Origin of the sequence: Bacillus sp. IT-79MI2, from assembly GCF_949768135.1 — a bacterium.
Taxonomy (GTDB): domain Bacteria; phylum Bacillota; class Bacilli; order Bacillales; family Bacillaceae_G; genus Bacillus_A; species Bacillus_A pseudomycoides.
On sequence record NZ_CATKPV010000056.1, the window covers coordinates 39,313 to 60,471 of the forward strand.

Annotated in this window: 20 protein-coding genes and 1 other annotated feature; of the genes, 3 read left to right on the forward strand and 17 right to left on the reverse strand. The window is 38.0% G+C overall.

Annotated elements, in window-relative coordinates; translation table 11 throughout:
• Positions 1 to 10 precede the first annotated feature (10 nt).
• The 9 genes from hisS to ACM6HU_RS11960 form a co-directional block, all read right to left on the reverse strand.
• Positions 11 to 1,282 (reverse strand): histidine--tRNA ligase, encoded by a 1,272-nt coding sequence (gene hisS / locus ACM6HU_RS11920; RefSeq protein WP_016116443.1) that lies wholly within the window; start codon positions 1,280 to 1,282, stop codon positions 11 to 13.
• 69 nt (positions 1,283 to 1,351) lie between these two features.
• Positions 1,352 to 1,583, reverse strand: a binding site (T-box leader).
• Between the two features lie 54 nt (positions 1,584 to 1,637).
• Complete coding sequence (locus tag ACM6HU_RS11925) at positions 1,638 to 1,814, reverse strand: hypothetical protein (RefSeq protein WP_003200475.1); 177 nt, start codon at positions 1,812 to 1,814, stop codon at positions 1,638 to 1,640.
• Positions 1,815 to 2,005: 191 nt separating this feature from the next.
• Entirely contained in the window at positions 2,006 to 2,446 is a 441-nt protein-coding gene (dtd, locus tag ACM6HU_RS11930) for a D-aminoacyl-tRNA deacylase (protein WP_016116444.1), read from the reverse strand.
• Positions 2,447 to 2,463: 17 nt separating this feature from the next.
• Entirely contained in the window at positions 2,464 to 4,650 is a 2,187-nt protein-coding gene (relA, locus tag ACM6HU_RS11935; RefSeq protein WP_016116445.1) for a GTP diphosphokinase, read from the reverse strand.
• Positions 4,651 to 4,863: 213 nt separating this feature from the next.
• Entirely contained in the window at positions 4,864 to 5,376 is a 513-nt protein-coding gene (locus ACM6HU_RS11940) for an adenine phosphoribosyltransferase (RefSeq protein ID WP_016116446.1), read from the reverse strand.
• Between the two features lie 47 nt (positions 5,377 to 5,423).
• A complete protein-coding gene (recJ, locus tag ACM6HU_RS11945) occupies positions 5,424 to 7,763 on the reverse strand; it encodes a single-stranded-DNA-specific exonuclease RecJ (protein WP_033671517.1) in 2,340 nt (779 codons plus the stop codon).
• Positions 7,764 to 7,882: 119 nt separating this feature from the next.
• Positions 7,883 to 8,776, reverse strand: coding sequence for a cation diffusion facilitator family transporter (locus ACM6HU_RS11950; protein WP_016116448.1), 894 nt, complete (start codon positions 8,774 to 8,776; stop codon positions 7,883 to 7,885).
• Between the two features lie 206 nt (positions 8,777 to 8,982).
• The gene (secDF, locus tag ACM6HU_RS11955) at positions 8,983 to 11,247 is read right to left on the reverse strand and encodes a protein translocase subunit SecDF (RefSeq protein ID WP_016116449.1); all 2,265 of its coding nucleotides are present in this window, start codon (positions 11,245 to 11,247) and stop codon (positions 8,983 to 8,985) included.
• A 346-nt stretch (positions 11,248 to 11,593) separates the two neighbouring features.
• Positions 11,594 to 11,878, reverse strand: a complete 285-nt coding sequence (locus ACM6HU_RS11960) for a post-transcriptional regulator (RefSeq protein WP_016116450.1) — start codon at positions 11,876 to 11,878, stop codon at positions 11,594 to 11,596.
• Positions 11,879 to 12,096: 218 nt separating this feature from the next.
• Here ACM6HU_RS11960 and spoVB point away from each other — a divergent pair, with 218 nt between their 5' ends.
• Positions 12,097 to 13,656, forward strand: a complete 1,560-nt coding sequence (gene spoVB, locus ACM6HU_RS11965) for a stage V sporulation protein B (protein WP_016116451.1) — start codon at positions 12,097 to 12,099, stop codon at positions 13,654 to 13,656.
• 87 nt (positions 13,657 to 13,743) lie between these two features.
• Here the strand turns inward: spoVB and ACM6HU_RS11970 are convergent, their stop codons facing one another.
• The gene (locus ACM6HU_RS11970) at positions 13,744 to 14,400 is read right to left on the reverse strand and encodes a DUF421 domain-containing protein (protein WP_016116452.1); all 657 of its coding nucleotides are present in this window, start codon (positions 14,398 to 14,400) and stop codon (positions 13,744 to 13,746) included.
• 114 nt (positions 14,401 to 14,514) lie between these two features.
• Here ACM6HU_RS11970 and ACM6HU_RS11975 point away from each other — a divergent pair, with 114 nt between their 5' ends.
• On the forward strand, positions 14,515 to 14,898 hold the full coding sequence (locus ACM6HU_RS11975) for a TIGR04086 family membrane protein (protein WP_016116453.1): 384 nt from the start codon (positions 14,515 to 14,517) through the stop codon (positions 14,896 to 14,898).
• A 31-nt stretch (positions 14,899 to 14,929) separates the two neighbouring features.
• On the opposite strand, the gene yajC is transcribed toward ACM6HU_RS11975, so the two are convergent.
• From yajC to ruvA, 6 genes are read right to left on the reverse strand one after another with little or no spacing between them, the layout of a single operon-like run.
• Positions 14,930 to 15,190 carry a preprotein translocase subunit YajC gene (gene yajC / locus ACM6HU_RS11980; RefSeq protein WP_016116454.1) on the reverse strand — a complete coding sequence of 87 codons (261 nt, stop codon included), beginning with the start codon at positions 15,188 to 15,190 and terminating at the stop codon, positions 14,930 to 14,932.
• A gap of 28 nt (positions 15,191 to 15,218) precedes the next feature.
• Positions 15,219 to 16,358 (reverse strand): tRNA guanosine(34) transglycosylase Tgt, encoded by a 1,140-nt coding sequence (gene tgt, locus ACM6HU_RS11985; protein ID WP_016116455.1) that lies wholly within the window; start codon positions 16,356 to 16,358, stop codon positions 15,219 to 15,221.
• Positions 16,359 to 16,372: 14 nt separating this feature from the next.
• Positions 16,373 to 17,425 carry a tRNA preQ1(34) S-adenosylmethionine ribosyltransferase-isomerase QueA gene (gene queA, locus ACM6HU_RS11990; RefSeq protein ID WP_016116456.1) on the reverse strand — a complete coding sequence of 351 codons (1,053 nt, stop codon included), beginning with the start codon at positions 17,423 to 17,425 and terminating at the stop codon, positions 16,373 to 16,375.
• Positions 17,426 to 17,443: 18 nt separating this feature from the next.
• The gene (locus ACM6HU_RS11995; RefSeq protein ID WP_016116457.1) at positions 17,444 to 17,644 is read right to left on the reverse strand and encodes a DUF2905 domain-containing protein; all 201 of its coding nucleotides are present in this window, start codon (positions 17,642 to 17,644) and stop codon (positions 17,444 to 17,446) included.
• Positions 17,641 to 18,642 (reverse strand): Holliday junction branch migration DNA helicase RuvB, encoded by a 1,002-nt coding sequence (gene ruvB, locus ACM6HU_RS12000; RefSeq protein ID WP_016116458.1) that lies wholly within the window; start codon positions 18,640 to 18,642, stop codon positions 17,641 to 17,643. Before ruvB ends, ACM6HU_RS11995 begins: the two co-directional genes overlap by 4 nt.
• Before the next feature lie 5 nt (positions 18,643 to 18,647).
• Positions 18,648 to 19,265 carry a Holliday junction DNA helicase RuvA gene (gene ruvA, locus ACM6HU_RS12005; protein ID WP_016116459.1) on the reverse strand — a complete coding sequence of 206 codons (618 nt, stop codon included), beginning with the start codon at positions 19,263 to 19,265 and terminating at the stop codon, positions 18,648 to 18,650.
• Between the two features lie 190 nt (positions 19,266 to 19,455).
• Here ruvA and ACM6HU_RS12010 point away from each other — a divergent pair, with 190 nt between their 5' ends.
• Positions 19,456 to 20,400 carry an iron-hydroxamate ABC transporter substrate-binding protein gene (locus ACM6HU_RS12010; protein WP_016116460.1) on the forward strand — a complete coding sequence of 315 codons (945 nt, stop codon included), beginning with the start codon at positions 19,456 to 19,458 and terminating at the stop codon, positions 20,398 to 20,400.
• Positions 20,401 to 20,418: 18 nt separating this feature from the next.
• Here ACM6HU_RS12010 and ACM6HU_RS12015 read toward each other — a convergent pair whose 3' ends face one another.
• A complete protein-coding gene (locus tag ACM6HU_RS12015; protein ID WP_016116461.1) occupies positions 20,419 to 20,943 on the reverse strand; it encodes a BofC C-terminal domain-containing protein in 525 nt (174 codons plus the stop codon).
• Positions 20,944 to 21,159: the final 216 nt, after the last annotated feature.

Genomic DNA, 21,159 nt, shown 5'->3' on the forward strand with positions numbered 1-21,159 from the left:
TTCGTTCCCCCTATATTAATTTTTCTGCTACATATGAAGCAAATACATCTAAAGCTACTTCTTCTTGTCCACCTGTTGCCATATCTTTTAAGTTGATGATGCCTTTATCTAGCTCATCTTCTCCTAATACAGCTACATATTTCGCATTTAGACGATCTGCTGATTTAAATTGCGCTTTCATTTTACGATCTAAATAATCTTTTTCAACTGATAATCCAGCTTTACGAAGATCAAATGCAATTTTTGCAGCATGATCTTTCGCTTTATCTCCAAGTGCTACAACGTAGCAATCAATGTTATGTTCAATTGGTAATTCAATATTTTCAGCTTTCAGTGCCATAATTAAACGCTCGATACTCATCGCAAAACCGATACCAGGCATTTCTGGGCCACCAATTTCTTGTACAAGCCCGTTATAGCGACCACCGCCACTTAATGTTGTAATCGCACCGAAACCTTCTGCTTCACTCATAATTTCGAAGACAGTGTGCTGATAGTAATCTAAACCGCGCACTAGGTTTGGATCTTTTTCAAATGGAACACCCATCATTGTTAATAACTCTTGTACTTTTTCATAGTACGTTGTTGATTCTTCGTTTAAGTATTCTGTAATAGACGGTGCTGTGCTCATTAATTCATGATCACGGTCCTTTTTACAGTCTAAAATACGAAGTGGATTTTTCTCTAAACGAGATTGGCAATCTGAACAGAATTCGCCGATGCGAGGCTCAAAGTGAGCGATTAACGCCTCACGGTGCGCTTGACGGCTCGCTGCATCACCTAAGCTATTTAGGACAACTTTAATGTTTTTTAATCCCATGCCGCGATAGAATTCTACAGCAAGTGCAATCACTTCCGCATCAATTGCTGGATCATTACTACCGATTGCCTCGATACCAAATTGTACGAATTGACGATAGCGACCCGCTTGTGGTCTTTCATAACGGAACATTTGACCGATGTAATATAATTTCGTTGGCTGTGTTGCATCACCATACATTTTATTTTCAACATAAGAACGTACAACAGGTGCAGTTCCTTCTGGACGTAATGTTAAGCTACGTTCGCCACGATCTTGGAATGAGTACATTTCTTTTTGTACGATATCTGTTGTATCACCAACACCGCGTAAAAATAATTCTGTATGCTCGAAAATTGGTGTACGAATCTCTTTATAGTTGTAACGACGGCAAATTTCGCGTGCTTGCCCTTCGATATACTGCCATAACTCAACTGTTCCTGGAAGAATATCTTGCGTTCCGCGTGGGATTTGAATAGACATATTCAGTTCCTCCTCAAATTGTTTTAATCTTATTAAAAATAAAAAAACTCCCGCCTCTACTGATTATCCAGTAGGGACGAGAGTATTATACCCGTGGTGCCACCCTAATTGAAGCACGTATGCTTCCACTTTTTTAATAACGCTTAAACTTGCGTTCAACCCCTACTAAGCATTTGTGCCGTTCAAGTTGAAACCTACAGAGTGTCATTCGATTAGTCATCATGTAGAAATGTTTTCAGCCTAAGACATTTCCTCTCTTTTCATGTGTATCTCATCTACTCTTCTCTATCATTGGTTCTCTTCATATGTAAATATAAAATTACTATACGTTTGTTCAGGGCGATTGTCAAGTGCACTAGGAGCGTTCAATCTGCTTCTTTAACCGTTTTACATCTTGCAATGAAATACCAAATTCAGATGCAAGCTCCATAGAGGTATTATTTTGTTCTCTTGCAATAAACTCATGAAAATTCACGTTAAATAATTGGTTTGCACCGTTTGTAACAGAGTGCCCTTTTTCGTTCATACGCATACATGTATCCCTCACAATCAATATGGATGTTTTTACTTCTATTGTTCCATATTGATTGTCCGGTTATACTCATAAATGACTAACGCTTATTTCATCAACAGGCTTTTATTATAAATTAGAAAAACATAACACGAACTATAAAGCTTATACATAAAAAAGAGAGGATTACAAAACCCTCTCTTCCACCACCATTATTTACTTTCTAAAATTAAGGTCACCGGACCATCATTAATTAAAGAAACATCCATCATTGCTCCGAACCTGCCCGTTTCCACGCGCAGTCCTCGTTTGCGCAGTTCTTCATTGAAGAAATCATACAAGTTCTCTGCGTAGTCTGGTTTCGCAGCATCCATAAAATTTGGGCGTCTTCCTTTACGGCAATCTCCGTACAATGTAAATTGTGAAATGGATAGAACTTGTCCCTCCATATCAAGGACAGAATGGTTCATCTTCCCATTCTCATCCTCAAAAATACGTAAATTCGCAACCTTCTCGGCAATATATGTTGCATCTTTTTCTGTATCTTCATGTGTAATGCCAACTAGCAATGTTAAACCGAACGGAATTTGCCCTACAATCTCACCATCTACTGTAACAGACGCTTCTTTTGATCGTTGCAAGACAACTCTCATATTTTATACACTCCCTATTAATGCATCATGCGGCGTACTGCATAAATTTCTGGAACTCTTTTAATACGCTCTACTACCTTTTTCAAATGATGTAAATTACGAATAGAAATGGACATATTGATCGTTGCCATTTTATTGCGGTCGCTTCTACCTGAAACAGCTGAAATATATGTTTTCGTCTCTGTTACAGCTTGCAGAACTTCATTTAGTAAGCCGCGGCGATCATAACCAGAAATTTCAATATCAACGTTATACTCAATCTCTTTTTCTGGACTACCTTCCCACTCTACTTCTAGTAAACGCTCCTTAGCTTCTTCTGTATGCACATTGACGCAATCACGACGGTGAATAGAGACACCTCGTCCTTTCGTAATGTATCCGACAATATCGTCACCTGGAACTGGGTTACAGCATTTCGATAAGCGAATTAATAAATTGTCAGCTCCACTTACTTTTACACCTGAATCCCATTTTCTGATTTTCATCGGTTTACGAACTTCTTTTACTTCCACAATATCTTGTTCTTCGTCACGCTGTTTGCGGAACTTGTCCGTTAGACGCGTTGCAATTTGTGCAGCCGTAATGCCGTTATACCCAACTGCCGCAAACATATCTTCTTCATTTGCAAAGTTGTATTTCTCAGCCACTCGCTTTAAATTGTCAGGTGCTAATATTTCTTTCATTTCATACTCTAAGCTACGCACTTCTTTTTCAACAAGCTCGCGACCTTTTTCGATGTTCTCATCTCGGCGCTGCTTTTTGAAGAATTGGCGGATTTTATTTTTCGCATGAGATGTTTGCGCAAGTTTTACCCAGTCCTGACTTGGTCCATATGAATGTTTAGATGTTAAAATTTCAATGATATCACCTGTTTTTAATTTATAATCAAGTGTTACCATTTTTCCGTTTACTTTTGCACCAATTGTTTTATTCCCTATTTCTGAATGGACACGGTAAGCAAAATCAATTGGAACAGAACCTAGTGGTAATTCCATGACGTCTCCTTTTGGTGTAAAGACGAATACCATATCAGAAAATAAATCAATTTTTAATGACTCCATAAACTCTTCTGCATTAGAAGCTTCATTTTGCCATTCTAATATTTGACGGAACCACGTTAATTTCTTCTCTAATGTGCCTGTTGTTTCTGCTGCTTTTCCTTCTTTATAAGCCCAGTGCGCTGCAATCCCGAATTCTGCGATTTCGTGCATTTCTTTCGTACGAATCTGCACTTCAAGTGGGTCACCTTTTGGTCCGATTACAGTCGTATGCAGCGATTGATATAGATTTGCTTTTGGCATTGCAATATAATCTTTAAAACGACCTGGCATCGGTTTCCAGCACGTATGAATAATCCCTAACACTGCATAGCAATCTTTAATACTATTTACAACAACGCGCACAGCTAGCAAATCATAAATTTCATTAAATTGTTTATTTTGAAGTGCCATTTTACGATAAATACTATAAATATGCTTTGGACGACCTGAAATATCAGGTTGAATCGCTACTTCTTTCAGTTTGTCACGAATACCCGTCATGACTTCATCTAAATATTCTTCACGCTCTGCACGTTTCCGCTTCATTAAGTTAACAATGCGATAGTATTGCTGCGGATTCAAATAGCGAAGCGATGTATCCTCTAGCTCCCATTTAATTGTATTAATTCCGAGTCTATGGGCTAAAGGTGCAAAAATTTCTAACGTTTCATTTGCGATGCGACGCTGCTTTTCTTGAGGCAAATGCTTAAGCGTACGCATGTTATGAAGACGGTCAGCTAATTTGATTAAAATAACACGAATATCTTGGGCCATCGCAATAAACATTTTGCGATGGTTCTCTGCTTGCTGTTGTTCATGAGATTTGTATTTAATTTTCCCAAGCTTTGTAACACCATCAACAAGCATGGCAATTTCTTTATTAAATTCCCGTTCAATATCTTCTAGTGTAACCTCGGTATCTTCTACTACATCATGCAAAAAACCTGCCGACACTGTAGATGGATCCATGTGTAAATCGACTAAAATACCTGCAACTTGAATCGGGTGAATAATATATGGTTCGCCCGACTTTCTATACTGTTCGCTATGTGCATTACGTGCATATTCATAGGCACGTGCCACCAGCTCAATATCATCGTCCGCTAAATATTGACTTGCCTTCTCGAGTACCTGTTCAGCTGTTAGTACTTGCTCATTTGCCATCGAATCACCTTTTATTGAAAATTGACTTTTCACTTACTCATTAGAATAAATTTTATTCTATCATTATAACCTAATGATTGTGAATTGTGAAAAGGAAAAGATTTTACTGATATTTCACCATACTTTTTTGTACAATTATACAAAAGTACCCGCTCCTCTCCAAGAGATTCACGGGTACTTTTTTCTATCGCCGTAGTTTTATCTATATAATAATTAGTATTTTTCTAACACTAATACATCATAACCGTCTAACATTTTACGGCCATCTAAGTAAGTAAGTTCTACTAAGAATGCAATCCCTGCTACAATTCCGCCAAGCTCTTCAACTAGCTTAATTGTCGCTTCGATTGTTCCACCTGTAGCTAATAGGTCATCTGTAATTAATACGCGTTGACCTGGTTTAATTGCATCTTTATGGATTGTTAAAACATCTTTTCCATACTCTTTACCGTAGTCAACTGTAATTACTTCACGAGGTAATTTCCCTAATTTACGAACTGGTGCAAACCCTACTTCTAGCGCGTAAGAAACTGGGCAACCGATAATAAAGCCACGTGCTTCTGGCCCTACTACAAGGTCGATGTCTCTTTTTTCCGCATAAGCAACGATTTCATCTGTTGCTGCTTTGTATGCTTTCCCATCGTTCATTAAAGGTGTGATGTCTTTAAATACGATTCCTTCTTTTGGATAATCCGGTACAATTGCGATATGTTGCTTGAAATCCATATTTCTGAATCCTCCTCAGATATAAAAGGTCTGTAAATACAAGGCCTTTACCCTAACTGTTCTACTTCTTTATGATTACGAATCGCTTCAAACCATGTATATAGTTGTTGATATGTGCTATAAACCAACTCTTTTTCTAATTGAAGGTGGTTCATTTTCTCACGATATGTGTTCGATTCAATTAAATCACGCTTTTTCATTTCTTCTGCCATAAAAATGACACCGTCTTTTATTGTAACAAATTCTAACTCAAAAAACACCTGTGTCATGAAATTTACTGTGTCTTTTGACCAACCTTTATGACGACATAGTTGTTCCCCATATTGTCTTAAAGAAAATGGCGCTTTTTGATGTAAAAAAGAATAGTACCATTTAAAGTGCTCCCTTGTTGGAACTGTACTAAATAAATGATTATTCTCCTGATAAAACAGCGTATAAATTCGCGCTGGGAAGCCTGCCTTAAATAAACCACGCAATTCATCTGTTGACTTTGGTAAATCTAGCAAAACAATATAACGACTATCTAGCTCAGTCACTTCTGAAGCATGCATAAGTTGTTCTTTATATTCTTCTAAAGAAAATTTATTTAATACCTCTTCAGAAAAATACACCATTGTTATTTTTTCTCGCGAAAGTTCCGCTAAATTCGATTCCACATTACGCATGCTACGCCAATCAAATAATTGCCACGCATCTACCGCAATATCTTGAATCATAAGTTGTGGTTTTTTGAAATTATTCCATTCATTAATAGATGCCTCACCAACGACAGAAACGTGAGCAACTGGAGAAATTTCTTTCGCATAAGCTCCAAAACCAAATCCAATCGTGTCTAACGTCGCCTGTCCCCCGCGAAGTGCCATTTTCAAATGAGAACCATCAGATCCAATCGCACGAATACTTTCTAACTCCGCATCTCTAATTGCAATACGCGGCTTCGGATTTCCAACACCAAACGGTGCTAGCTTTTGCATTTCTTCAATTGCCGAAAGCGTCACATCCTCCACTTTGCAAATCGCATCAACTGTTGTAATCGGAGTAAAATCTTCAGACGTTAAAATCGCATCTGCTTGTTCATTTAAGCGGCGGCGCAGTTCATCCACATCATTCATATGAAGCGTCATTCCCGCTGCCATTGGATGGCCACCAAAGTGAGGTAACAATTCCCTACAATCTGATAAGTTTGCAAATAAATCAAATCCTGCAATACTACGAGCAGACCCTTTCGCTGTTTGCTTTTCAGGATCAATACATAACACGATTGTCGGACGATAAAAGCGTTCTACTAATTTAGAAGCAACAATCCCTATTACTCCTGGATTCCATCCTTCTTTCGCGAGCACTAACACTTTATTGTCCTCTGGCGGATAATTGTTTTCTACCTCTGCAATCGCCTCTTCTGTAATTTGCTTTACAATATCTTTTCGAAGCTTGTTCAGTTCATCAATTTCTTCAGCAAGCTCTTTCGCTTCTTCTGGATGTTCTGATAAAAGGAGGTGAACTGCCGGAGCCGCATCTTCTAAACGACCAATTGCATTAATACGCGGTGCAATTGAGAAACCAATGCTCTCTTCCGTAATCTCACTTTGTGAAACATTTGCTACTTTAAATAATGCTTTTAAACCAATATTTTTTGTCATTCGCATTTGTTTCAATCCACGCTGCACAAGCAATCTATTTTCACCATGAAGTGATACTAAATCGGCTACCGTACCAATCACTGCAATTTCTAATAAATGCTCCGGTACACGCCCAAGTAGTGCATGCGCTACTTTAAACGCAACACCAACGCCCGCTAAATAATGAAACGGGTACACACCACCCTTTAGCTTCGGATGAATAATCGCAAGTGCTTCTGGCAGTTCTGGCGGCGGCTCATGATGATCTGTAATAATAAGATCTATACCAAGCTCTTTTGCGATCTTAGCCTCATGGACTGCTGCGATACCTGTATCAACAGTAATGATAAGAGAAAATCCCGCACGGTGTGCCCAGCGAAATGCCTCTTCATTCGGTCCATACCCTTCAGTAAATCGGTTTGGAATATAGAACTCAACATCCGCACCTAGTTCTTGAAGAGCAAGGAACAACACAGTCGTACTACTTACACCATCTGCATCATAATCGCCAAATATTAAAATCTGCTCTCCATTTTGAATAGCTTTCCCTACACGTTCTACTGTACGATCCATTCCTTCAAGTAAAAATGGATCGTGAAACTCTTGCTGTCCTGTATTTAAAAAATCCATAATCTTATCTTCTGTATCTAAACCTCTACTGAGGAATAACGAAGTAACAAGCGGTGATAATTGCAATTTACTTGCTAATTCATTCACCAGCTCCTCATTAAATGACTTTTCTTTCCAACGCGTCTTCGGTTGTAACACGAAATCACCCCTTAACCTGTCCATTATACAAGACAGATTAAGGGGTGACAATATAATACAAGCTCTATTAGCTACGATTGAATATCTCCATAAACAGATAAATATTTACTTGTTTCGTATCAATCAAGAGAATACGGATTAATATGCACAAAAACATTTTGTACATTATCTTGTTTCATCAATACCTCTTTTACATGTTTCCCGATGCGATGCCCCTCTTCCACTGTGATATAGGGATCTACAGACACTTTAATATCAACAATGACATAATGACCGTGCTCTCTTGCATACAGAGAACCAATTTTTTTCACACCTTCCACTTGAAGGACTGCTTCTCTGAGTGGAATAACATCTTCTTCGTGAAGAACATGATCAAGTGTTGTATGGATTGCCTCTCCGCCAATACTCCACGCCATCTTCACAACAAGAAGAGAGACAAATAATCCTGCAACAGGATCAGCATATACAAGCCAATCTAAACCTATTTTATTCCCAATGATAGCTGCACAAATCCCGATTAAAGCTGCAATTGAGGAAAACACATCCGAACGGTGCTCATATGCATTTGCAATAATTGCATCACTGTTAACTCGTTTCCCTAATCGATACTTATACTGAAACATTCCTTCTTTCACCACGATAGAAAGGATAACCGCAAAAATTGTAATTCCCTTTGGTGGTTCCAGTTCCTGCGAGAAAGCCTTTACAGAAGAGATAGCAATCTCAATCCCTACAATAAATAATAAAACCGCAACAATAATAGCTGAAATCGATTCCGCTTTTCCATGACCGTAAGGATGATCTTCATCAGGTGGTTGCTTTGCCGCACGTAAACCGAAAAATACAGCCAGCGAGCCAACTACATCAGACGCTGAATGAACCGCGTCCGCTAAAAGCGCCTTACTATTCCCAATATAACCAATTACTGCTTTTACAATCGCTAAGACAATATTACCAACGATTCCAACAATGGCACCAAACTCGGCCTGTTTAAAACGTTCATCTTTTTCCATAACTGAAATCCCTTCTTTTCTCAAACTACCTTTTTTATTGTTACAAAAAATAAAGGAAGTGTCACTGTCCCTAACACCCCGATTGGTTCCACTAACCTTTCGCAAAAACCGCTAAAGGAAGTGTCACTTTAGTGTATCCGCAAACGAAAAAAGAGATGCCTCTAATGTAAAGAGGCATCATCTTTTTATATGTTCTGTTCTAACCTTTATACTTGTGGTTCAGATACTTCAGTTTCTACTTTTTTCTTGCCTTTTCCTTTTTTCAATCGGCGATTTTCAAGCATTAGCCAGATTTGAGAAGCTACGAAAACAGAAGAGTACGTACCTACAACTAGTCCAATCATTAATGCAAGTGAGAAGTTTCGCAGTGATTCACTACCGAAGATCAGCAGTGCAATAACAGGAAGAAGTACCGTTAAAACTGTATTAATGGAACGACCAATTGTTTGACGAATACTTGAGTTTACGATTTCTTCTAAATCTTTCACGTCGCGAATTCGTTTTTTCTGTTTGTATAACTCACGGTTTCGGTCAAATGTAACAATCGAGTCATTGATGGAATAACCAATGATTGTTAATACCGCAGCGATAAACGTTAAATCTACTTCCAACCTAAAGATACTGAACACAGTAATCATAACAAAAGCATCATGTAACAATGCAATTACAGCAGATACCGCATATGTGAAACGGAAACGAATACTCACATATAAAATGATAACCGCTGAGGCAATTATAACTGCAATAAATGCGCTTCGCGCGATTTCTTTCCCGATTGTTGGAGAAACCGTACTTATATTCGGCTCTATACCATATTTATCGTGGAAGAATGTTTTTGCTTTTGCAATTTCATCTTTCGATAAAACACCAATTGTACGAACAGCAAATCCTTTATTGTCATCGCCTGTTGGTACAATATCTTCTTTTTTCACATCAATCTTCAGTTCATGCAAGTCTTTTTGTACTTGAGACACACTAATCACTTGTTTTGATTGCAAGTCCATACGTGTACCACTTGCAAAGTCAATACCAAGGTTCATTTTGAAAATTGGTAGTATAATTGCTCCAGCAATCACAACGACAATTGAGAATAAGAAGAATTTGTGACCAATATTTACAAAGTTAATGCGATCAAATTTCGTTGGTGCATGTTCTACCCCTTTTGACAACGGAATAATTTCTTTCTGTTTCACACCAAAATAAGAGATTTTCTTATCGAAGTAACGGCTTTTCACAAGCAATCCAAGTAGGAAACGAGTACCGAATACGTTCGTAATGAAACCAACTAAAATACTTACAATTAAACTTGTTGCGAACCCTTGTACAGAGCTTGTACCACATACAAATAATACACCAGCTGCAGCAAGTGTTGTAATGTTCGCATCTAAAATTGTTGCTAACGAACGATGGTTACCAGCACGATATGCTGACATCATTGACTTACCAATTCGTAATTCTTCCTTCAGTCGTTCGTATGTAATGATATTCGCGTCAACCGCTATACCAACCCCGAGCACCAATGCCGCAATGCCTGGTAAGGTAAGAACTGCATGCATCCAGTTAAAGACGAGCAATGTAACGAAAATGTATAAACCTAACATAATGACCGCTACAAGCCCTGGTAAACGATAGAATACAAGCATGAATAAGAAGATAAGAGCAATCCCGATTGCACTAGCAAAAATCGTTTCTTGCAATGCTTGTTGACCAAATTTTGCTCCAACAGATGTTGAATACATTTCTTTTAAATCAACAGGAAGTGCACCCGCATTTAATAAAGATGAAAGTTGTTTTGCACTTTCAACTGTAAAGTTTCCACCTACGATTGAAACTTCAGCTTGATTAAACACTTGGCTTACTGTTGCTGCTGATAAGAATTTCGGATTTGGTTTTGCAGCTTCTGCTTTATACGAATCTTTACCTTCTTCAAAATCAAGCCAAATCACCATTAAGTTTGTTGGTGGAGGCATTTTAGATATTTTTTCAGTCACTTCGCGGAATTTATCAGCGCTTTTCAATGTAAGCCCTACACTTGGTCGACCTTGTTCATCAAACGTTTGCTTCGCTCCGCCGCCCTTTAAATCCGTTCCGTCCATGAGAAGGTTATCATTCACATCACGGAATGTTAATTTTGCTTGTGTAGATAAAATTTCACGTGCTTTTTGCTGATCTTTCACGCCAGCAAGCTGAACACGAATTCGATCTTTTCCTTCGATTTGAATGTTCGGTTCACTTACACCAAGAACATTGACACGATTATTAAGGGCACCCACTGTACTTACAAGTGCATCATGATCGATTTTATCTCCCTTTTTCGCTGGCTTTACTTCATACAAGATTTCAAAGCCACCACGAAGGTCTAGTCCAAGACTAATTCCTTTTGTTATGTTTTTTCCTGTCGCGCCAATAATTCCACCGATTAATAAAACGATGAGAAAAAAGGCGACGATTCTAGTACCGCGCTTTGCCATATGTACCTTCTTTCTGCTACTAAAACCATAAACAAATCATATCATTCATTTACGCTAGACAATTTCCTGTAACAACCATTTCTGTTTATTCACAGGCATCCCTTTACACTTCTGCATTTGTCTACTTAGTAGGCTTCCTTTCTGTGAATTTTCAACTTTCATACTAGCCATATAGGCAAAACCTCAGTTCTACATTTTAGACGCTGGGCTGCAACCTATATCTTACTACAAATTTTTATGACTTCTGCTTCCTACCTCCTTTACTTAAAATCTCTGACATATACATTCCTATTTATCAATACCTATCATTATACTGCAAAAGGAAGAACAAACCAATTACAGTCGGTTATTTATTTTCATATTTTTCAAATGACCAAAGTGGCGCTTGATACGCTTCTACTGTTAAATATGTCATGTACTCATTTGCTGTTAATGTTAGCACATCATTCACAAGCCCATACAATCTAACTTCACTATCTACTTTTTTCCACTTTTTACTTTTTAAACATTTCCAAATATCATTAACAGTTACTCGATCATAGCCAAACATTTGGAATTCTTCTACTTTGCTCTCTAAAACGACTTGTAACTGTCCGCGGTAAGCTTCTACCAAATCTTCTTTTTCAATCATACCATCACATCTCCTTTTGATTTCAGCACGAAAAGTCGCTTTTCATCCCGCTCTAATGGACAGCAATAACTGTCTTTAAGGGTTTCATCGCTCTGCTCTTTCCCATGAAAGTCTTACTTTATAAGCGCATCCTCTTAAATGCTTGTCATTCTTGTCTCATACGTGCATATAAATTATTGTAAATCATTCCATTGATTTTGAGAAGGTAGGAGAAGATCATGACGAGACAAAGCTTTTTACGAGGTGCATTTATTTTAATGCTAGCTGGTTTTATTACAAAAATTCTCGGGTTCATAAACCGAATTGTAATGGCGCGTATTTTAGGAGAAGAAGGCGTCGGTCTTTACATGATGGCTGTCCCCACCTTTATTTTAGCAATTACATTAACACAAATCGGACTTCCTGTTGCCATTGCAAAATTCGTTGCAGAGGCGGAAGCAGTAAATGACAAACAAAAAGTAAAGAGAATATTAACAGTATCATTAGCTGTTACATCCGTTATTAGTATTATCTTAACAATCGGCATCATGCTTCTAACGCCCATCTTAGCTGAAACTTTATTAACGGATAAAAGAACGTACTATCCACTAATGGCAATTTTACCTGTCGTTCCTGTTATTGCGGTTTCCTCTGTTTTGCGCGGCTATTTCCAAGGAAAACAAAATATGAAACCAAGCGCATATGCACAAGTGTTAGAACAGGTTGTCCGTATTACCATTATTGCCGTATGTATTCGGTTATTTTTACCTTACGGTGTTGAATACGCCGCTGCAGGTGCAATGTTATCAGCTGTTCTTGGGGAAGTTGCTTCTTTATTATTCTTACTCACTTTATTTCAGCGTGAAAAACATCTTTCTATACGAACTGGTTTTCTAAACACTGTCAAAGAAAGTAAACATACTTTTCATTCACTTATGGAAATTGCACTTCCAACTACAGGAAGTCGCTTAATTGGATCGGTCTCTTATTTTTTCGAACCAATTATCGTTATGCAAAGCTTAGCGCTAGCTGGTGTTGCGGCTTCAGTTGCTACACAGCAATACGGCATATTAAACGGCTATGCATTTCCTCTCTTATCATTGCCAGCCTTTATTACATATGCGCTTTCTACAGCACTCGTACCATCCATTAGTGAAGCAATGGCAAAAAAACAACATCGATTAGTAGAACACCGTCTGCAACAAGCGCTCCGTATTTCTTTAATTACTGGAGGGTGGTCAGTCGTTATTCTTTATGTATTTGCTTCACCTGTTTTAACTCTCATGTACGGTTCAGATAGCGCAACTGCATTCATTCAATTACTTGCACCATGCTTTTTATTTCACTATTTTCAAAGCCCCCTTACATCTGTTTTGCAAGCTTTAAACTTAGCACGCGCCGCGATGATGAACACGTTTATCGGAGCCATTGTAAAACTGCTCGTTATTTTCTTACTCGCTTCACGTCCAGAATTTCAAATGATGGGGGTCGCACTTGCAATTGCCGCTAACATTGTGACGGTAACATTCCTTCACTACGCTACCGTCTTAAAGAAAATTACATTTACAATTCACATGAGAGATTATATTTTCGGGGGAATTACGATTGCCATTGCAGGAGCTTTCGGATTCTATCTTCATAAATATATTGTTTTTTCACATTCACTTGGCATACAAACATTATGGGAAATTACACTAACCACTATCCTTTATATTCTGCTTCTTCTTATTTTCAAACTGATTCGTAAAGAAGAATTACGACGTATTCCTATTGTTCGTAAACTTTTGATTTCAAAATAAAGTGAAACTTTACTCAGTAGAGGGTTCTCCATCCCCACTATCCGCAAATAGCTGGGTAAATAGGCTTGCCTCTAGTCTGGCAAGCCTTTACTTCTCTTTCACATCGACAAAAAACTGTCCATTTTGAAAACTACAATACAAAATTTTTTTCACATCGTTATGCCCTAAGTTTTTTAATTTCTCTACTAGCCAGCCATCCGAATGCTCAATCATCTGTAAATGTTTATATTGAATTTCCCCATCAATAATTAAAGGAAGCGAAAACAGCGGTGTATCATTTTTACTCTTCTTACTTTTTTGTTTTTGAAAGACAGACAATTTTCCAGATGGCTCTAAAATAGCATACTCTACATCTCTTATATCTCCAACTCCCAGCTCACGTAATTGCATCATTAAGTCGTCTATATTATAGCGTTGCTTCCGCATCTGTTTCTCATCAATTTTTCCTGCATTCACAATAATAGCTGGCTCACCTTCTATTAAATGACGAATACGCTGGTTTTTTAAAGAAACAATCGATAAAGTTATTTGCACAGCCATGAGCAATACCATAGGAACAAGTTGATGCCAAAGAGACTTATCTGTATTTTCAATTGCGACCACAGCCATCTCACCAAGCATAATAAAAACCACTAAATCTAATACACTAAGTTCTCCAATTTCGCGTTTTCCCATAAGGCGAAAGATAATTAAAATCACAACATATAAAAGCATCGTCCGTCCAATTATCGATAGCCATTCCATTACTTTTTTCTCCTTTTTTAAACATTTTCTACTCATAGGTTTCCCTATAAAAAAGAAACTAGTCTAACTTATCAAAAATGAAAATATGCTTGTATTAAAAAGGGGGAATGCATAATGGATGGAACGAAAAAATTATCTACAGCAATCGGATTTGGGATTATCACTTTATTAATACTGGCCTCTATTACAAGTATGTTGATTGCTCTTTTATTAAAGTTTACAGATATAAGTGAAGGAACATTGGCTATAACCATTTTTATACTCGCTTTTCTTTCCATGCTCATATCCGGGTTTATCGCTGGCAAAAAAGCGCAAGGAAAAGGATGGTTCGTCGGATTCACAACCGGACTTATCTTTGCTATTCTTGTTTTTCTCGTTAACTACTTAGGTTTCTCTCACGCTTTATCTAATTCACAGCTTCTCTATCAACTTGGTTTAATGGGGGCAAGTACACTCGGAGGCATATTTGGCGTTAACATGTCAAAACGTACAGATTGAAAAAGCCCTGCATTCGCAGGGCTTTTTACTATTACTTCTTCACAACTTCACGAATCGCATTGCGATCGAATGTTAAGTGTGCACCACCAGATTTAACAACAATTGTAGTCTCATCTACTGATTCAATTGTGCCGTGTAAGCCACCGATTGTTACGATAGGATCACCTTTTTGGATTTCGCTTTGCATTTGAGCTACTGCCTTTTGACGCTTTTGCTGCGGGCGAATTAATAAGAAATAGAAAATCGCAAACATCGCAACGATCATGACAATATTCATCATACCTGGATTCATTTTTTGTTCCTCCTTTAATTATTATGTATTAGAAGTTTTTAGCATTCGGTTTATTAAAGCCATATTGTTCAAAGAACTCTTCACGGAAATCGCCAAGACGGTCTTCACGAATGGCTTGTCTCACCTGCTCCATTAAGTTTAACAGAAAATGAAGGTTGTGATAAGACGTTAAACGAATTCCAAACGTTTCATCACATTTCATTAAGTGACGAATGTACGCACGAGAATAATTTTTACATGTGTAGCAATCACAATTTGGATCAAGTGGGCCAAAGTCTCTTGCAAACTTCGCATTTTTCACAACAAGACGTCCTTGACTTGTCATACATGTACCGTTTCGAGCAATACGAGTTGGAAGTACGCAGTCAAACATATCAATACCACGAATTGCACCATCAATTAATGAGTCAGGAGAACCTACCCCCATTAAATAACGTGGTTTATTGTCTGGAAGAAGCGGTGTTGTAAATTCCAGTACGCGGTTCATAATATCCTTTGGTTCCCCAACTGATAATCCACCTACTGCATAACCAGGGAAGTCCATTGAAACAAGGTCTTTCGCACTTTGGCGACGAAGTTCTTCAAACTCTCCGCCCTGTACAATCCCAAATAACCCTTGATCTTGTGGACGTTCGTGAGCTTTTAAACAACGCTCTGCCCAGCGGCTCGTACGTTCTACAGATTTTTTCATATATTCAAAAGTAGCAGGAAACGGTGGGCATTCATCAAATGCCATCATAATATCTGAACCTAATGCATTCTGAATCTCCATCGCTTTTTCTGGTGATAAGAATAACTTGTCTCCATTTAAGTGATTACGGAAGTGAACCCCCTCTTCTTCAATACGACGGAAATCACTTAAACTAAACACTTGGAAACCACCGGAATCTGTTAAGATTGCACGGTCCCAGTTCATAAATTTATGTAAACCACCTGCTTCACGTATAATTTCATGACCTGGACGAAGCCATAAATGATACGTATTACTTAAAATAATGCCAGAATCCATCGCCTTTAACTCTTCTGGTGACATTGTTTTAACTGTTGCAAGTGTACCAACTGGCATAAATGTTGGTGTATCAAATGAGCCGTGCGGTGTATGAACGCGACCTAAACGGGCACCCGTTTGTTTACATGTTTTAATAAATTCATAACGAATTGCTGTCATAGATTTACTCCTTTTTATTTACTTCTTTCTTTAGCATGAGATGCAACGAACATCGCATCACCGAAGCTAAAGAAACGGTATTTTTCTTTTACTGCTTCATTATAAGCATGAAGGACATTTTCTCTACTTGCAAATGCACTTACAAGCATAATTAATGTTGATTTTGGCAAATGGAAGTTTGTAATTAAACCGTCAATTGCTTTAAATTCATATCCTGGATACATAAAAATATCCGTCCATCCCGATGCCGCACAAAGCTTACCATCGTGATCTGTAGCAATCGTTTCTAGTGTACGTGTTGACGTTGTACCAACAGTAATAATACGACCGCCGTTCTCTTTCACACGATTTAACAAATCTGCCGTTTCTTCTGACATATGATAATACTCAGCATGCATATGGTGTTCTTCAATTGTATCCGCAGACACTGGTCTAAATGTACCAAGGCCAACATGAAGCGTAATGAATGCTAAATGAACGCCTTTTTTCTTCAATTTCTCTAATAATTCTTCTGTAAAATGAAGCCCAGCTGTCGGCGCTGCTGCAGAACCAATTTCCTTCGCATATACCGTTTGATAACGATCACGGTCTTCCAGTGTCTCTTTAATATATGGAGGAAGCGGCATTTCTCCAAGTTCATCTAAAATTTCATAAAAGATACCGTCATATGAAAACTCAAGCTGGCGGCCACCTTGATCAGCTGTTCCAATGCAAGTTGCTTTTAACTTTCCTTCACCAAAAGAAATGATAGTTCCTTCTTTTACACGTTTAGCTGGCTTTACAAGCGTTTCCCATTTATCTCCATCTTCTTGCTTTAAAAGAAGCACTTCAATATGTGCGCCTGTATCTTCTTTCACACCATGCAAACGAGCAGGCATAACTTTCGTTTCATTTAAAACTAAACAATCACCCTCATGTAAATAAGAAAGAATGTCAGTAAAATGCTTATGCTCTATATCACCTGTTTCACGGTCTAACACCATTAATCTTGATGTTTCGCGCTGTTCAAGCGGCGTTTGAGCAATGAGTTCTTCTGGTAAATGAAAATCAAACAGATTAATATCCATAACTATATCCACCTATTTCTATTTAAATCGATTTATTATAAACATAATAAAAGATAATACAATACTTAACACAATACATGTAATGATCGGAAAATAAAAGGTAACGTTTCCTTTTTTCACAAAAATATCGCCTGGAAGCCTTCCGATGAACTTCCAAGCTACTCCAACGACAATGAGAAGAATACCAGCTGTAATAAGCAGCTTTGGCATATCCGTCATACCCCTGGCATCTCCATTCCGAAATGTTCATAAGCGAGTGGCGTTACAATTCGTCCTCTTGGCGTTCGTTGTAAAAACCCAATTTGTAGTAAATATGGTTCATACACATCTTCAATCGTCGTAGACTCTTCCCCAATTGTCGCTGAGACCGTTTCTAATCCAACTGGACCACCACGGAACTTTTCAATAATACCAAGCAATAATTTATGATCGATATGATCAAGCCCTAGTTTATCGACTTGCAATAGTTCTAATGCCATTTGTGTAATTTCCATCGCAATCGTTCCATCGCTTCGAACTTGTGCAAAGTCACGAACACGTCTTAGTAACCGGTTTGCGATACGCGGCGTACCTCGTGCACGCCTTGCAATTTCTAAAGCAGCTAATGAGTCAATTTCAACTTCAAACACTTCTGCTGTACGCTCTACAATAGCTGATAGTTGATCTACTGTATAATACTCTAACCGTGATAACACACCAAAGCGGTCACGAAGCGGTGCTGATAATGCACCAGCGCGCGTTGTTGCGCCAACCAGCGTAAACGGCGGTAAATCAAGCCTTACTGAGCGTGCTGATGGGCCTTTCCCAATCACAATATCAAGACAAAAGTCCTCCATTGCTGGGTATAGTACCTCTTCAATTGACCTATGCAAACGATGAATTTCATCAATAAATAATACATCACCAGGTTGAAGCGCCGTTAATACTGCCGCTAAATCTCCTGGGCGTTCAATTGCTGGACCTGACGTCGTTCGAATATTAACGCCCATTTCATTGGCAATAATATTCGCAAGCGTCGTTTTCCCAAGTCCTGGCGGCCCGTATAATAGTACGTGATCCAATGTTTCCTCACGCATTTTCGCTGCTTCAATAAACACTTCTAAATTATGTTTCGCCTTATCTTGGCCAATATATTGACGGAGCGTCTGTGGCCGTAACGAATATTCTAAGTCCGCATCTTCATATGCCGATTCTCCTGAGAGAAGACGTTCGTCCATTCTACTCACCTCTTACCATTTAGTAAAAGACTAAGTGCCTTTTTAATATACTGATCCGTCGTAAGTGATTCTTTTAATAACTCCGGTACAACACGAGAAACTTCTCGTTCTGCATAGCCAAGTGCACGAAGTGCCTCAAGCGCTTCATCAAGCTCAGCTGATGAACCCTTCTTCTCGTCGAAACGTTCTACATCTGAGAATAAATCAACAAACGCATCTGGTACAACATCAGCTAATTTTCCTTTTAAGTCTAAAATCATTTGACGTGCAGTTTTCTTTCCAACTCCCGGGAATTTCACTAAGAACTTTTCATCCTCATGTTCAATTGCTTGCACGACCTGCCCCGTTTGACCAGAAGCTAAAATAGCAAGTGCACCTTTTGGTCCGATTCCTGATACACCTAAAAGTTTTGTAAATAACAAACGCTCTTCACGTGTCTTAAATCCATAGAGCGCCATAATATCTTCTCTCACATAATGATATGTATATACACGAATTTCTTGCTTACTTCTTTGAAATACATATGGATTTGGCGTAAAAATTTGATAGCCGATTCCATTATGATCAAGAACGACATATTCTGGCCCTACATATTCCACATAGCCTGTAACATATTCAAACAAAATACGATCTCTCCCTCTCAAATCATGTATTCCATTTTAACATATTTAATGATAGAAAAGCGAGACCACCCCAACAAACGTTCTCTATTTAGCTTTTTCATTTTTTTCATATTGACAGAACAACATAAAGCAAATTAATATTACAAAGACGATAATGATTATCAATACTAATTAAAGGGGTTACATAAAGGTGAAACGCAATCTATCTATTCTATTTACTCTCATTCTTGTTGTTTTTACCATTGTTGGTTGCTCTTCTAAACAAGAAGAAGCACAGCCAAAAGAACAACCGAAAACAAAAGTTGTAAAACATGCAAAAGGTGAAGTTAAAATTCCGACAAACCCAAAAAGAATTGTCGACTTATCTGGATCATCTGAAGAACTATTACTTCTTGGTCATAAACCTGTTGGTACAGCTAACACGTATAAAGATAAAATCCAAGATCATTTGCAAGAAAAGCTAAAAGATGTAAAAGCAGTTGGTTGGTACTGGGCACCTAAAGTTGATTTAGAAGCGGTTACTGCTTTAAAACCAGACTTAATTATTTTAAACAACCGTCAATTGAAAATTTATGATCAATTAGCAAAAGTTGCCCCAACAGTTGTTCTAGAAACAAACTTAGAAAACTGGCGCGACAAATTTAAGGAAGTAGGCAAGCTATTTGACGAAGAGAAAAAAGCTGATAAATGGATTGCAGACTACGATAAAAAAGCAGATTCCTTATCTAAAAAAATTAAAGAGAAAACAAAAGATGAAAACTTTATGTTCCTTGCTGTAACACCGCAAAACTTCCGTGTATATGGCAGCTTCGGATATGGTGATATTCTCTTTAATGATTTAAAACTTCCTGCAACGAAAGGAACAGATTTAAAACAGACGATGGCACAAGTATCATTAGAAGGCCTTGTTGCATTCCAGCCTGATCAAATGTTTATCGTAAACTTTGGTGGCGAAGCAGATAAAGTGTTCGATGACTACAAAAATAGTGCTGTTTGGAAAGATAACAAAGCTGTAAAAAATAATCATGTTTACGAAGTAAGCAATGAAGTCTTTAACACAAAAGCATTCAACCCTATTGGCAAAGATATGCTAATTGATGAAATTGCAAAACAAATTTTAGATAAAAACAAATAAGAAAACCAGCAGCCCACATCAGCTGCTGGTTTTCTTATTTTGCACTGCATACTGCTTCATTTTCTCAATCGTCTTCACAAAACGCTCTTTTGACTTAATACGAATACCACGTTTTAGCTTTGCACGATCATAACTTTCTAGCTTTTTCATATCAATTTGGAAGAATGAATGAATCGCATTATCACTTTTTGGTACACCGTTAAAAATTTGCAGTATCCCCTCATTGGAAACACCAAAATACCCACTCGTTTTAAGTAGTGGTGAAATATCATCCACCTTTTTTTGCAGTACAATTTGCGTATCATCACGATCGACAAGCTGCCATTCTTTATACTGCTGAAGAAACTGTTCTAAATTTGCTACTTTTTCAGTGAAAATTTCCTCACTTACCTCTCCATCTACATACATACGCTCTAATAGAATCGTAACTTGAGGTTCTTTTTGCGTAACCTCTAATGCAGAAGCCGCAGCTATCACACTCGATTCATGATATAAACAAAACATAGCGATTACAACTTGAACTGCAACCATCATGAATTTCATTTCCGCTCACCTCTTCTAAGCAAAATAAAACTTCCATTTGTAGTTTTTCCGGAAATAGAAGTTTTATCCATAGTAACAGCGGTGGTTATAATGAAAATAAAAAATGCAGGTAAGGTGTAATCCCTACCTGCATGAGTCATTTACTTTTATATAATAAGAAAGACGCCTGCACATAGCAGGCGTCTTGATGCGTTTACGGCGAGAGACCAGGCGGCC